We start from the raw sequence: 13,542 nt of genomic DNA, 5'->3' as shown, positions 1-13,542 counted from the left end.
GGCCTGACGCATTCGCCAGCAAGCCGGCTCCTACAAGTAGCACGGTGTAGATCAGGCACATCAACAGTGGCCGGCCTGACGCATTCGCCAGCAAGCCGGCTCCTACCGTTGTTAAGCGGCGCTATCAGCGACGCTGTGCGTTCTTCACCGAAATCTGGTCATTCAGCGTCCAGAAGTCATACAGCACGCCCAGAAAGAACAGGCCGCCTGTCAGCAGGTAAATGATCCCGCTGATCCATTTGCCCTGATACATGCGGTGCACCCCAAATACGCCGAGAAACGTAAGCAGAATCCAGGCGAGGCTGTAGTCGGTGGGACCAGCGTTGAATCTCATGTCCGCTTCGCGATCCATCGACGGGATCAGAAACAGGTCGATTAGCCAGCCAATTCCCAGCAGTCCCAAGGTGAAAAACCAGATCGTTCCGGTCACTGGCTTGCCGTAATAGAAGCGATGAGAGCCTGTGAAGCCGACGATCCACAGCAGATAACCCATGACTTTGCTATGGGTGTCCGAACGCTGACCGTCAGGGTAATAGGTGTTCATTGGTTACCTCTTTCGTACCGATAGAAAAAAATATGCGGAACTTTTGTGACTTTGATGACGCTCTCCGACGTATGGTTTGAACCTCTGCGCGTTCGTGCAAACCCTTGTTCTGTAAGGTGAAGGCCACAGTGATGTGACAGTTTTGCGGTCAACTTTGACTTTGGGGCCAATAAATTGTTCGACAAATGGGCTCGGAAATCATGAAAAAGCTGTTATAAAGTTGCGCGCTGACCAACATGAGCCCTGCCTAATGCGTCCATTTTTCAAGACATGGCTAACTATTTGCCTATTTATGCCATTGGCCGCCCACGCCACCAATCGTGAGCAAACGCTACCACCGAGCTTCACTGGCTTTACAGCGAAAAATCATTCTTCGCTAACGTCGCCAACTTCATCAGCTTCGGTAGCCAGCAAAACAGTCACCCAAGAGGCCCTCGAAGAAACGGCAATGCCGCTCGAGATCTCAGGCAAGAAAAACCGGGCGACCAAGGGCAAGAAAGCCCAGAGTTCCCATAAGATTTCGCCGAACACCGTCGCCCTCGCCACGCCAGGGTTGATGGGAAACAAACAGAGCAGCAACGTGGTCAACCGGGCCGTCAAGGCCATTGGTACTCCTTATCGTTGGGGCGGCACCAGCCCGACAAAAGGTTTTGACTGCAGTGGTCTGGTGAAATATGCGTTCAATGACGTGAGCGAAGTGGATCTGCCGCGTACTTCCAATGCCATGGCCGAAGGTCACGGGCAGAAGGTCGATCGCAAGGATCTGAAACCAGGCGACTTGCTGTTCTTCAACATCAAGAGCCGTCAGGTGAACCACGTCGCCATTTACCTGGGTGATGATCGCTTCGTGCACGCGCCTCGCCGTGGCAAGTCGGTGACGATCGATACATTGAAGAAGCCCTACTGGGACAGCCACTACGTGGTCGCCAAGCGCGTCCTGCCGAAACAGCCGCCGAGCAAAAAAGGCACGGTGCGGATCGCGCAACGCTGACAGCAGGCGGTTTGTCTGACGACACTAGACCTGCGTAATGCAATACCTGTGGGAGCGAATTCATTCGCGATACGTTGGTACAACCGATGGAAACTCATCGAATGTACAGACCAATCGCGAATGAATCCGCTCCTACGGTTGTTTGTGTCGCCTGGCAGTTAAAAGTTATCCGGTGTCTTCGCTTTCTCGCGAGCGCTCTCCCGCGTGATCAGCCCTTTGGTCAGCAGATCTTTCAGACACATATCCAGCGTCTGCATCCCCAACGAACCACCGGTCTGAATCGACGAATACATCTGCGCCACTTTGTCCTCGCGGATCAGGTTTCGGATCGCCGAGGTGCCGATCATGATCTCGTGGGCCGCGACTCGGCCGCCACCAACCTTCTTCAGTAGCGCTTGGGAAACAATCGCGTGCAACGACTCGGACAGCATCGAGCGAATCATCGATTTTTCCTGAGCCGGGAACACATCCACGATCCGGTCGATACTTTTCGCCGCCGACGTGGTGTGCAGCGTGCCGAACACCAGGTGCCCGGTTTCCGCTGCGGTGAGCGCCAGGCGGATAGTTTCCAGGTCGCGCAGCTCGCCCACCAGAATCACGTCCGGGTCTTCCCGCAGCGCTGAACGCAAGGCTTCGGCGAAGCCGTGGGTGTCGCGGTGGACTTCACGCTGGTTGATCAGACTCTTCTTGGATTCGTGGACGAATTCGATCGGGTCTTCAATCGTCAGGATGTGGTGATGCTTGTTGGCGTTCAGGTAATCGACCATCGCCGCCAGCGTCGTCGACTTGCCTGAGCCGGTGGGACCGGTGACCAGCACCAGTCCACGAGGGACGTCTGTAATCTTCCGAAATACTTCCCCCATACCCAGATCTTCCATGCTCAGGACCTTCGAAGGAATGGTCCGGAATACGGCACCTGCACCACGATTCTGGTTGAACGCGTTGACCCTGAAGCGCGCAACGCCGGGCACTTCGAAGGAGAAATCGGTTTCCAGATCTTCCTCGAAGTCCTTGCGTTGCTTGTCGTTCATGATGTCGTAGATCAGCGCCTGGACTTCTTTCTGGTCCAGCGCTGGCAGGTTGATCCGCCGCACGTCGCCGTCGACACGAATCATCGGTGGCAGCCCGGCAGAGAGGTGTAAGTCCGACGCGCCTTGCTTGGCACTGAAGGCAAGCAGCTCGGTAATATCCATACAGCTCCTCATCACATAGAATGCCGCAGACTTTAGCCCTGCTGGCGCAAATCAATGTCCACGATAGCAGAGAACATTTCAACGCTCGCTGAGCGAATTCACCACGCAGCACAGGCCGCACAGCGCGACCCGGCGTCCGTCGGCCTGCTGGCCGTGAGCAAGACCAAACCGGCGAGCGATCTGCGCCAAGCCCATGCCGCCGGATTGCACGACTTCGGCGAGAACTATTTGCAGGAAGCCCTCGGTAAACAGGCCGAATTGAGCGATCTGCCCTTGATCTGGCATTTCATCGGCCCCATCCAGTCAAACAAGACTCGCGCCATCGCCGAGCACTTCGCCTGGGTACATTCAGTGGATCGTCTGAAAATCGCACAACGTCTGTCCGAACAACGTCCCGCCGAACTGCCCCCGCTCAACATCTGCATCCAGGTCAACGTCAGTGGCGAAGCCAGCAAGTCCGGCTGCAGCCCCGAAGACCTGCCTGCGCTGGCGCAAGCCATCAGTGCCTTGCCCAATCTGAGATTGCGCGGCTTGATGGCAATTCCCGAGCCGACCGAAGACAGCGACGAACAGAACGCTGCATTTGCCGCCGTGCGCAGCTTGCAAGACCAATTGAATCTGCCGCTGGACACTCTTTCCATGGGCATGAGCCACGACCTGGAAGCCGCCATTGCACAAGGCGCGACCTGGGTGCGGATCGGCACTGCCCTCTTCGGCGCCCGTAACTACGGGCAGCCTTAACCTTTGCCTCAAAGGAAAATCGTTCATGAGCAAGACCCGTATCGCGTTTATCGGTGCAGGAAACATGGCTGCCAGCCTGGTTGGCGGCATGCGTGCCCAGGGCGTCGAAGCTGACTTGATCCGCGCCAGCGATCCTGGCGCAGAAAGCCGCGAGCGCATCGCCAGGGAACACGGCATCAAAGCCTTCGCGGACAATGCCGAAGCCGTCGAGGGCGCCGATGTGGTGCTGTTGGCGGTCAAGCCGCAGATGATGAAGACCGTCTGCGAAGCACTCAAGCCAGCCTTGAAGCCCAATCAACTGGTGGTTTCCATCGCCGCCGGCATCACCTGCGCCAGCATTAAAACGTGGCTGGGCGAACAGCCTCTTGTGCGCTGCATGCCCAACACCCCAGCCCTGCTGCGTCAGGGTGTGAGCGGTCTGTATGCCACCGCCGATGTGTCCGAAACCCAGCGTCAGCACGCCGAAACCCTGTTGTCCGCGGTCGGCATCGCGCTGTGGCTGGATGAAGAAAAGCAAATAGACGCGGTGACTGCCGTTTCCGGTAGCGGCCCTGCGTATTTCTTCCTGTTGATCGAAGCGATGACCGCAGCGGGGGTGAAGCTGGGCCTGTCGCACGAGGTCGCCGAGAGACTGGCCGAGCAGACCGCCCTGGGCGCCGCCCGGATGGCAACCAGCAGCGATGTCGATGCGGCTGAGCTACGTCGCCGTGTCACTTCGCCTGCGGGCACAACCGAAGCCGCGATCAAATCGTTCCAGGCCGACGGTTTCGAGGCGATCGTCGAGAAGGCGCTGGGCGCCGCAGCGCATCGCTCGGCTGAGCTTGCCGAACAGCTGGGCAAATAAGGAGCAATTCATGAATGCACTCACCGGCGCTACGATTTTCGTCATCCAGACGCTGATCAGCCTGTACCTGACCATCGTTTTGCTGCGCTTCGTGCTGCAACTGGTCAAAGCTAACTTCTACAACCCGCTCAGCCAGTTCGCCGTGCGCGCGACCCAGCCGTTGCTCAAGCCCATCCGGCGCATCGTCCCGAGCGTCCTCGGTCTGGACACGTCTTCTCTGTTGCTGGCGATCGTGGTTCAGGCATTGCTGATGGCGTTCGTGCTGATGATGACCTACGGCACCATCGGCGATGTGCCGCATCTGCTGATGTGGTCGATCATTGGCATCACTTCGTTGCTGTTGAAGATCTTCTGGGTGGCAATGATCATCATGGTGATCGTGTCGTGGATCGCACCCGGCTCCCACAACCCGGCCGCCGAACTGGCCTACCAGATCAGCGAGCCGATTCTGGCGCCATTCCGCCGCATCATCCCGAACCTCGGCGGCCTGGATATCTCGCCGATCTTCGCGTTTTTGGCGATCCAGGTGCTGCAGTCGTATGTCATGCCGGAACTGGCAGCCTACGCGGGTATGCCGCAAGAGTTGTGGCGGTTGATTTAATTCCCCGGCACGGAGTCGCCCCTGTGGGAGCGAATTCATTCGCGATTCGGTCGTATATCCGGCGGATATCCATTGGATGTACCGGCCTCTCGCGAATAAATCCGCTCCCACAGTAAAACCCCGCACATCTGCAGGCTTTGCGGCGGCTTATCGATGGCATTCGTGAGCAAGCTCACTCCCACAGAGGCCACGTTTGTTCAGCAATAGCGCGTCGCGTCAGCAAACGGGAAAACCCCTCAGATCCTCATATGGCCAACCGGCCCGTTGTTTGCTTGCCGCTACCCTGCGCGATCTTTAGACTTACGCCTCATTTCAGCGAGAGCAGGGTCGATGTCCACGGTCTTTCCCGAAGATTCTGTCGGTCTAGTCACGCCGCAAACGGCGCATTTCAGCGAGCCACTGGCTCTGGCCTGCGGTCGCTCGCTGGCTGCCTACGACCTCATCTACGAAACCTACGGTCAACTTAACGCAGCCAAAAGCAACGCGGTGCTGATCTGTCACGCCTTGTCCGGGCATCACCACGCCGCCGGCTACCACAGCGCCGAAGACCGCAAGCCGGGCTGGTGGGACAGCTGTATCGGCCCCGGCAAGCCGATCGACACCAACACCTTCTTCGTCGTCAGCCTGAACAACCTCGGCGGCTGCAACGGCTCCACCGGCCCGAGCAGCATCAACCCGGAAACCGGCAAACCCTTCGGCGCCGACTTCCCGGTCCTGACAGTCGAAGACTGGGTCCACAGCCAGGCGCGTCTGGCTGACAGCCTGGGCATCCTGCAGTGGGCAGCCATCGTCGGAGGCAGTCTGGGCGGCATGCAAGCGCTGCAGTGGACCATCACCTACCCTGACCGTGTGCGTCACTGCCTGGCTATCGCGTCGGCGCCCAAGCTGTCGGCGCAGAACATCGCGTTCAATGAAGTCGCGCGTCAGGCGATCCTCACCGATCCGGAATTCCACGGCGGCTCGTTCCAGGAAATGGGCGTGATCCCCAAGCGCGGCCTGATGCTGGCGCGCATGGTCGGCCACATCACCTACCTGTCCGATGACTCCATGGGCGAGAAATTCGGTCGTGGCCTGAAAAGCGAAAAACTCAATTACGACTTCCACAGCGTGGAGTTTCAGGTCGAAAGCTACCTGCGCTATCAAGGCGAAGAGTTCTCCGGGCGTTTTGACGCCAACACCTACCTGCTGATGACCAAGGCGCTGGATTATTTCGACCCGGCGGCCAACTTCAATGACGATCTGGCGGCAACATTCGCCAACGCCACATCGAAATTCTGCGTGATGTCGTTCACCACCGACTGGCGCTTCTCGCCGGCCCGCTCGCGGGAGCTGGTGGACGCTCTGATGGCGGCGAAAAAGGACGTTTGCTATCTGGAGATCGACGCACCGCAAGGCCACGACGCCTTCCTGATGCCGATCCCGCGCTACCTACAGGCCTTCACCAGCTACATGAACCGAATTGCACTCTGAGGACACCATGAGAGCCGACCTGGAAATCATCCAAGACTGGATACCGGCAGGCAGCCGCGTGCTCGACCTCGGCTGTGGCAACGGCGAATTGCTGGCCTGGCTGAAGGACCACAAACAGGTGACCGGCTACGGCCTGGAAAACGACGCCGACAACATCGCGCGCTGCGTGGCGCGGGGCGTCAATGTCATCGAACAGGACCTGGACAAGGGCCTGGGCAACTTCGCCAGCAACAGCTTCGACATCGTGGTCATGACCCAGGCGCTGCAAGCCGTGCATTATCCTGACCGGATTCTCGACGAAATGCTGCGGGTCGGTCGCCAGTGCATCATCACCTTCCCCAACTTCGGTCACTGGCGCTGCCGCTGGTATCTGGCGAGCAAGGGCCGGATGCCAGTATCCGAGTTTCTGCCCTACACGTGGTACAACACGCCCAACATCCACTTCTGCACTTTCGAAGATTTCGAAGAACTGTGTCGGGGCCGCTCGGCGAAGGTCATTGATCGGCTGGCGGTGGATCAACAGCATCGTCATGGTTGGGCCAGCAAGCTATGGCCTAATCTGTTGGGTGAGATCGGCATCTATCGGGTCAGCAGCCCGGGTCTGCAGGACCATCAGATCGCCGTGTGATCCCGACACACAGGAGAATGATCATGGCTCGCCTGATCGCAATGTTGAGCGTGCTGATGACGCTGCTGGCCACGCCGTTGATGGCCGCTGACAGTGCCAGCCCGAACCGGCAGCAACAGGTCGGCGACGTGATCATTCACTACAACGCATTCGCTTCTAGCATGTTGCAGCCCTCAATTGCCGAGCAAGCCGGGCTGATTCGCAGCAAAGGCCAGGGCGTGATCAACATCACCGCTATCCGGAACGGCAAGACCGTTCCTGCCAGCGTCAGCGGCACGATCAAGGATTTGACTGGCCGTGAAAAGCCTCTGAGCTTCAAGCCCTTCAACGAAAACAGCGCGGTGAATTACCTCGCGCAATTTGCGGTTGAGCCGGACAGCTCGGCGACCTACATCTTCACCATCAACGTGAAGGCCGGTGACGACGACGCGCACACGCTCAGCTTCAACCAGGAAATCTTTTCGGATCAATGATGAATTTCACCCAACTCGTACTGGCCAGCCACAACGCCGGCAAACTCAAGGAACTCCAGGCCATGCTCGGCGGCAGCGTGCAGCTGCGTTCGATTGGCGAGTTCAGTAGCGTCGAGCCTGAGGAAACCGGTCTGTCGTTCGTCGAGAACGCCATTCTGAAGGCGCGTAACGCGGCACGTATTTCCGGACTGCCAGCGCTGGCCGATGATTCGGGACTGGCCGTGGACTTCCTCGGTGGCGCGCCGGGCATCTACTCGGCGCGGTACGCCGATGGCAAAGGCGATGCGGCCAACAACGCCAAACTGCTCGACGCGCTCAAGAACGTGCCTGAAGAACAGCGTGGCGCTCAATTCGTATGTGTATTGGCGCTGGTTCGGCATGCCGACGATCCGCTGCCGATCCTCTGCGAAGGCCTGTGGCACGGGCGCATACTGACCGCTGCCAGCGGCGAGCACGGCTTTGGCTACGACCCGCTGTTCTGGGTGCCGGAGCGCAATCTGTCCAGCGCCGAACTGACCCCGGCCGACAAGAACCAGATCAGCCACCGCGCCCGCGCAATGGCGATTCTGCGTCAGCGTCTGGGATTGAAATGAGTCAGGACTCCACCACCCGGCCGCTGATTCTCGGCGCGGCCGGTTTCAGCTCGGAGCAACCGAGAAACCCGTTGCCCGAGTTGCCTGCGCTGTCGCTGTACATCCATATTCCGTGGTGCGTGCGTAAATGCCCGTACTGCGACTTCAATTCCCATACCGCAAGCGCCGTACTGCCCGAACAGGAGTATGTCGACGCACTGCTGGCCGATCTCGATCAGGACCTGCCGCACGTCTACGGCCGCGAACTGAGCACGATTTTTTTTGGTGGCGGCACGCCGAGCCTGTTCAGCGCCGATGCGTTGGGTCGGTTATTGAAGGGGATCGAGCAGCGCATTCGTTTTGCTCCGGACATCGAGATCACGCTTGAGGCCAACCCCGGCACCTTCGAGCAGATCAAATTCAGCGCTTACCGTGGACTGGGGATCAATCGCCTGTCCATCGGCATCCAGAGTTTTCAGGAAGCCAAGCTCAAGGCGCTCGGGCGCATTCACAATGGTGATGAAGCCGTGCGCGCGGCCGACATGGCGCGTCAGGCCGGATTCGACAACTTCAACCTGGACTTGATGCATGGTCTGCCGGATCAGTCGCAGGACGACGCGCTGGGTGATCTGCGCCAAGCCATCGCGCTGGCACCGACGCACCTTTCCTGGTATCAGCTGACCCTCGAACCGAACACCGTGTTCTGGAATCAGCCGCCAACCCTCCCGGAAGATGACATCCTTTGGGACATCCAGGAGGCCGGTCAGACGCTGCTACGGGAAAACGGCTACGCGCAATATGAGGTCTCGGCTTATGCGCAGTCAGGCCGTGCGGCTCGACACAACCTGAATTATTGGAGCTTCGGCGACTTCATCGGCATCGGCGCCGGCGCCCATGGCAAACTCAGCCACCCCGATGGCCGCATCGTGCGCACCTGGAAGACCCGGTTGCCCAAGGATTACCTGAATCCTGCGAAGACATTTCAGGCGGGCGAAAAGCTGTTGCCGCTGGATGAAATGCCCTTCGAATTCCTGATGAACGCGCTGCGCCTGACAAATGGCGTGGACGCTGCATTATTTCAGCGCCGCACCGGTCTAAGCGTCGATTCGCTCGCCAGCGCGCGGCGGCAGGCCGAAGAGCGGGGCTTGCTGGAAGCAGATCCAACGCGGCTGGTGGCGACTGCGCGGGGTCAACTGTTCCTCAATGACCTGCTGCAGTACTTTCTTCTTTAAGGCTCAACCAAAGGAAACTGAATGGACCTCGTACTCGACCTGCTGGCCACTGTTTCGCGCTGGAGTCGCAGCAACCTTTCGGAAATCGCTCTGGCGTTGGTGGGGTGTTTGCTGATCCTGTTCGGCGCCGATATCAAGGGCTGGATCGAAGGTCGTCTGAGCAGCTTTGCCGGGGCCTTGCGCGTGCCGGTCATGGCTTTGCTGTGCACCATCGGCAGCGGCGCGGCACTGATCTATGCAACGCCCTGGGTGGTGCGCGGGCTGGGCCAGTTCAATAACTACAGCTTGGCGCCGGTGCTGTTGGTGGTGCTGATATTGATTGGGGTTGTGGCAGACAGGAAGTGATCGAAAAACGGTCGCGATTCAGACCTGCCGTTCCCACCCGCCTTGTCAGGCAGGTGGGAGGCCTCCATCAGCGGATGCTTTGGATGCTGCCTTTGTTACCCGTGACCTTCACGTTTACCTGCTTAAAGATGATGTAGTCGTTGACCGTCACTTCGTAGCGTGGAGCCACGATCAAGTCGGAGCCGGATGACTTGACAGCTTTGTAGGCTGCGGCAGCTTTAGCGCTGGCTATCGGGTCTGGCAGCGGCAGACCCATGCTGCTACCGCTGGCGCCGCCATAGGAAACACCATCGGCGAACTGAGTGTCGCCACCGATATTCAGCCAGCCGAACAGGACGTTGGTGGAGGATTCGCCACTGATGGTCTCACCGACTTTCACCTCCGCTTTCAGATCAGTTTTCACCTCGCCCGTCAGCGATGCGCTGGGCTGGCTCATGTTGTAGCTGACACAGCCACTGGTGGTGGCGATCAGCGTGGCTACCGCGGTCACTTGCCAAAACTTTTTCATTGTTACTTCCCGTTATCAATTGTTAATCGATGCGACGACGGGAATATAACGACGAGTTTTGGAGGGCGATGTCAGACCGTTCTGAAGGAGGTGTGGGCTTAGTCGCGAGATTAGCCCAGCGCCAACCACGCACGTCCGAAGGACCTGAACAAAGCGTTATCAGAGGCGCAAATCAGAGCCGTCGCGAATGTACGAGCAGCTCTTGATAGCGTGGGAATGGCGGGGTTGGCTTACGCCAGTTTTTCGAACTTCAAATCCCAAACCCCATGCCCTAGACGCTCACCACGGCGTTCGAACTTGGTGATCGGGCGTTCGGCAGGGCGCGGGACGCACTTGCCGTCTTCGGCCAGGTTGCGATAACCCGGCGCGACATTCATCACTTCCAGCATGTATTCGGCATAGGGTTCCCAGTCGGTGGCCATGTGCAGAATGCCGCCGGGCTTGAGCTTGCTGCGCACCAGCGCTGCGAACTCGGCCTGCACGATACGGCGCTTGTGGTGACGTGCCTTGTGCCAGGGATCCGGGAAGAACAGCATCAGACGATCAAGGCTGTTATCGGCCACGCAACGGTTGAGCACTTCGATCGCGTCGCAATCGTAGACGCGCACGTTGGTCAGGCCCTGCGTCAGCACGCCATTGAGCAGCGCGCCGACGCCTGGACGATGCACTTCGACTCCTATGAAATCCTGCTCCGGCGCAGCCGCTGCCATTTCCAGCAGCGAATGGCCCATGCCGAACCCGATCTCCAGGGTGCGCGGCGCAGAACGACCGAACACCTGGTCGAAATCCACGGGCGCATCGGCCAGCGGCAGCACGAACAACGGCTTGCCCTGATCCAGGCCGCGTTGCTGGCCTTCGGTCATGCGGCCGGCACGCATCACGAAACTCTTGATGCGCCGATGATGGCTGTCATCGCCCTGGGCTTTACCGTCTTCGTCGTTCATCACTTCGTCGTCCGGAAGTGGGTCGGGCAATTGCGAATCAATCATCAACAGGCTCTTACTTGATCAGACCATCCAGCGGCGAGGACGCGCTGGCATAGAGTTTTTTCGGCATACGGCCAGCCAGGTAAGCCATGCGGCCGGCCAGGATGGCGTGTTTCATGGCTTCGGCCATCAGCACAGGTTGTTGCGCGTGAGCGATGGCCGAATTCATCAGCACCGCTTCGCAGCCCAGCTCCATGGCGATGGTCGCGTCGGAGGCGGTACCCACACCGGCATCGACCAGTACCGGGACTTTAGATTCTTCAAGGATGATCTGCAGGTTGTAAGGGTTGCAGATCCCGAGCCCGGTGCCGATCAGGCCCGCCAGCGGCATCACCGCGCAGCAGCCGATCTCTGCCAGTTGACGCGCAATGATCGGGTCGTCGCTGGTGTACACCATCACATCGAAACCGTCCTTGACCAGCGTTTCAGCGGCCTTGAGGGTTTCGATCACGTTGGGGAACAGTGTCTTCTGGTCGGCCAGGACTTCGAGCTTGACCAGGTTGTGGCCGTCGAGCAATTCACGGGCCAGGCGGCAGGTGCGTACGGCCTCGATGGCGTCGTAGCAACCGGCTGTGTTCGGCAGGATCGTGTAGCGGTCCGGCGGCAGCACGTCCAGCAGGTTCGGTTCGCCCGGGTTCTGACCCAGGTTGGTCCGGCGCACTGCGACAGTGACGATTTCGGCGCCCGAGGCCTCGATGGCCAGGCGAGTTTCTTCCATGTCCTTGTACTTGCCAGTGCCGACCAACAGGCGCGACTGGAAAGTACGACCGGCCACGGTGAACGGCTTGTCGCTACGAACATTGCTCATCGGAAATCCTCTTTACGGTTGAGGTTCTTGCAGTTCTTCTGGATCGACTGCGGCTCTGGGCCTGAGCGCCTAGCCGCCGCCGATGGCATGCACCACTTCGACCTGATCGCCCTCGGTCAGCGTCGTGGAAGCATGCTGGCTGCGCGGGACGATATCCAGATTGAGCTCGACCGCTATTCGACGCCCGGTCAGGTCCAGACGGGTCAGCAACGCCGCAACGGTCTCACCGTCGGGCAGTTCATAGGATTCACCGTTCAACTGAATGTGCATGCGAATGGCAGCCATCATTTTTAGGGGGCGAGCATTCTAGCCCGATCAGCCGGGATGACCAAGGCAAAGGCGCGCCATTCGTCTTGGGGAGGATTTCATGGGATGAGCCCCACGACGCCAATGTTCGGTGGCGCGTCACAAGATCACCGGACTACGGACGGGTTCAGCGTTGACTTACAGCGTATCGACGCCCAGCCGCCACGCCGTCCACCCCAGAATGAACCAGCCAATTAGGAAGCACAGCCCGCCAATCGGGGTGATGATGCCCAGCTTGCTAACGCCGGTCAGGGTCAACAGATACAGGCTTCCGGAGAACAGCAAGATACCCAGCGTGAACGCGATGCCTGCGTAACTGACCAGCCGGCCCTGAATTTGCGTCGCCAGGACCGCCACGCCAAAGATCGCCAGGGCGTGAACCAACTGGTAAAGCACACCGGTATGAAAGATCGCCAGATACTCCGGGGTAAGGCGGTTTTTCAGTCCGTGGGCTGCGAACGCGCCAAGGGCCACGCCGGTGAAGCCGAAGAAAGCGGCCAACATCAGAAAGGTTCGTAACATGTGAAGCTCCAGGCAAAGTCGTTCAATGGCGCACGGTCTGTATAATGGCCCGCTCAACCGGTTCGGCCAAGCCATCTCTATGCTGCGTTTCCTCCTCCGTCGTATCGCCAAAGGCCTGCTCTGGTTCGCAGCAGCGAGTGTCGTGCTGGTTTTGATCTTCCGCTTCGTGCCCCCGCCTTTCACTGCGCTGATGGTCGAGCGCAAGGTCGAATCCTGGTTTGACGGTCAGCCCATCGATCTGCAACGTGACTGGCAACCGTGGGAGAAAATCTCCGACGACCTGAAAGTCGCCGTCATCGCCGGTGAAGACCAGAAGTTCGCAGAGCATTGGGGTTTCGACATTGAAGCCATTCGCGCCGCACTGTCTCACAACGAGTTGGGCGGCTCGATTCGGGGGGCCAGCACCCTGAGCCAGCAAGTGTCGAAAAACCTGTTTCTGTGGTCGGGACGCAGCTATTTGCGCAAAGGACTGGAAGCCTGGTTCACGGCGCTGATCGAAGTGTTCTGGTCCAAGCAGCGGATTCTCGAGGTCTACGTCAACAGCGTCGAGTGGGACGACGGCGTGTTCGGCGCGCAGGCTGCCGCGCAGCATCACTTCCACATCAATGCCAGCCAGCTCTCGACGCAGCAGGCCAGTTATCTGGCGGCAGTGTTGCCCAATCCTCGGGAATGGAGCGCCAGCCGTCCAAGTAGCTATGTATCGCGGCGTGCCGGGTGGATTCGCCAGCAGATGCGGCAATTGGGTGGGGACGATTACCTGGTGGGGTTGAATCATCGC

General features: G+C 59.1%; 18 protein-coding genes. 11 read left to right on the top strand and 7 right to left on the bottom strand.

All coding sequences use genetic code 11. The features are described from left to right. Positions 1–124: 124 nt before the first annotated feature. The gene (locus ACRER8_RS05585) at positions 125–544 is read right to left on the bottom strand and encodes an NINE protein (protein ID WP_431745351.1); all 420 of its coding nucleotides are present in this window, start codon (positions 542–544) and stop codon (positions 125–127) included. A 250-nt stretch (positions 545–794) separates the two neighbouring features. Here ACRER8_RS05585 and ACRER8_RS05580 point away from each other — a divergent pair, with 250 nt between their 5' ends. Then, positions 795–1,535, top strand: a complete 741-nt coding sequence (locus ACRER8_RS05580; protein ID WP_431745350.1) for a C40 family peptidase — start codon at positions 795–797, stop codon at positions 1,533–1,535. Between the two features lie 158 nt (positions 1,536–1,693). Here ACRER8_RS05580 and ACRER8_RS05575 read toward each other — a convergent pair whose 3' ends face one another. Next, positions 1,694–2,728, bottom strand: a complete 1,035-nt coding sequence (locus ACRER8_RS05575) for a type IV pilus twitching motility protein PilT (protein WP_431745349.1) — start codon at positions 2,726–2,728, stop codon at positions 1,694–1,696. 54 nt (positions 2,729–2,782) lie between these two features. On the opposite strand from ACRER8_RS05575, the gene ACRER8_RS05570 reads away from it, so the two are divergent. The 9 genes from ACRER8_RS05570 to ACRER8_RS05530 all read left to right on the top strand — a co-directional run bounded on the left by ACRER8_RS05570 (position 2,783) and on the right by ACRER8_RS05530 (position 9,634). Further along, positions 2,783–3,469 (top strand): YggS family pyridoxal phosphate-dependent enzyme, encoded by a 687-nt coding sequence (locus tag ACRER8_RS05570; RefSeq protein ID WP_431745348.1) that lies wholly within the window; start codon positions 2,783–2,785, stop codon positions 3,467–3,469. Between the two features lie 25 nt (positions 3,470–3,494). Next, positions 3,495–4,313 (top strand): pyrroline-5-carboxylate reductase, encoded by an 819-nt coding sequence (gene proC / locus ACRER8_RS05565; RefSeq protein WP_431745347.1) that lies wholly within the window; start codon positions 3,495–3,497, stop codon positions 4,311–4,313. A gap of 10 nt (positions 4,314–4,323) precedes the next feature. Then, entirely contained in the window at positions 4,324–4,914 is a 591-nt protein-coding gene (locus ACRER8_RS05560; RefSeq protein ID WP_431745346.1) for a YggT family protein, read from the top strand. A 330-nt stretch (positions 4,915–5,244) separates the two neighbouring features. Next, the gene (metX, locus tag ACRER8_RS05555) at positions 5,245–6,384 is read left to right on the top strand and encodes a homoserine O-succinyltransferase MetX (RefSeq protein ID WP_431745345.1); all 1,140 of its coding nucleotides are present in this window, start codon (positions 5,245–5,247) and stop codon (positions 6,382–6,384) included. Positions 6,385–6,391: 7 nt separating this feature from the next. Next, positions 6,392–7,012: a methionine biosynthesis protein MetW gene (gene metW / locus ACRER8_RS05550; protein WP_431745344.1), complete on the top strand. Its 621-nt coding sequence runs from the start codon at positions 6,392–6,394 to the stop codon at positions 7,010–7,012. A 23-nt stretch (positions 7,013–7,035) separates the two neighbouring features. Further along, positions 7,036–7,485 (top strand): DUF4426 domain-containing protein, encoded by a 450-nt coding sequence (locus tag ACRER8_RS05545; protein ID WP_431745343.1) that lies wholly within the window; start codon positions 7,036–7,038, stop codon positions 7,483–7,485. Then, positions 7,482–8,078, top strand: a complete 597-nt coding sequence (rdgB, locus tag ACRER8_RS05540) for an RdgB/HAM1 family non-canonical purine NTP pyrophosphatase (RefSeq protein ID WP_431745342.1) — start codon at positions 7,482–7,484, stop codon at positions 8,076–8,078. The genes ACRER8_RS05545 and rdgB overlap by 4 nt, the downstream gene beginning before the upstream one ends. Next, a complete protein-coding gene (gene hemW, locus ACRER8_RS05535) occupies positions 8,075–9,289 on the top strand; it encodes a radical SAM family heme chaperone HemW (protein ID WP_431745341.1) in 1,215 nt (404 codons plus the stop codon). Before rdgB ends, hemW begins: the two co-directional genes overlap by 4 nt. 21 nt (positions 9,290–9,310) lie before the next feature. Continuing rightward, positions 9,311–9,634: a DUF3392 domain-containing protein gene (locus ACRER8_RS05530; protein ID WP_431745340.1), complete on the top strand. Its 324-nt coding sequence runs from the start codon at positions 9,311–9,313 to the stop codon at positions 9,632–9,634. A gap of 67 nt (positions 9,635–9,701) precedes the next feature. Here the strand turns inward: ACRER8_RS05530 and ACRER8_RS05525 are convergent, their stop codons facing one another. The 5 genes from ACRER8_RS05525 to ACRER8_RS05505 form a co-directional block, all read right to left on the bottom strand. Beyond that, positions 9,702–10,142 (bottom strand): hypothetical protein, encoded by a 441-nt coding sequence (locus ACRER8_RS05525; RefSeq protein WP_431745339.1) that lies wholly within the window; start codon positions 10,140–10,142, stop codon positions 9,702–9,704. 230 nt (positions 10,143–10,372) lie between these two features. Continuing rightward, positions 10,373–11,086 (bottom strand): tRNA (guanosine(46)-N7)-methyltransferase TrmB, encoded by a 714-nt coding sequence (gene trmB, locus ACRER8_RS05520; protein WP_431745387.1) that lies wholly within the window; start codon positions 11,084–11,086, stop codon positions 10,373–10,375. Between the two features lie 55 nt (positions 11,087–11,141). After that, positions 11,142–11,936 carry a thiazole synthase gene (locus ACRER8_RS05515; RefSeq protein WP_431745338.1) on the bottom strand — a complete coding sequence of 265 codons (795 nt, stop codon included), beginning with the start codon at positions 11,934–11,936 and terminating at the stop codon, positions 11,142–11,144. Between the two features lie 69 nt (positions 11,937–12,005). Beyond that, on the bottom strand, positions 12,006–12,206 hold the full coding sequence (gene thiS / locus ACRER8_RS05510) for a sulfur carrier protein ThiS (RefSeq protein ID WP_431745337.1): 201 nt from the start codon (positions 12,204–12,206) through the stop codon (positions 12,006–12,008). 174 nt (positions 12,207–12,380) lie between these two features. Beyond that, positions 12,381–12,764, bottom strand: a complete 384-nt coding sequence (locus ACRER8_RS05505) for a DUF423 domain-containing protein (RefSeq protein ID WP_431745336.1) — start codon at positions 12,762–12,764, stop codon at positions 12,381–12,383. A gap of 79 nt (positions 12,765–12,843) precedes the next feature. On the opposite strand from ACRER8_RS05505, the gene mtgA reads away from it, so the two are divergent. After that, positions 12,844–13,542 (top strand): monofunctional biosynthetic peptidoglycan transglycosylase (mtgA, locus tag ACRER8_RS05500; RefSeq protein ID WP_431745335.1); only part of this gene is annotated, 699 nt, incomplete at its 3' end.

Source organism: Pseudomonas sp. (genome assembly GCF_050739935.1).
Classification (GTDB): domain Bacteria; phylum Pseudomonadota; class Gammaproteobacteria; order Pseudomonadales; family Pseudomonadaceae; genus Aquipseudomonas.
The sequence above is the reverse complement of the archived record's forward strand: the minus strand, read 5'-3'. Positions and strand labels throughout refer to the sequence as shown.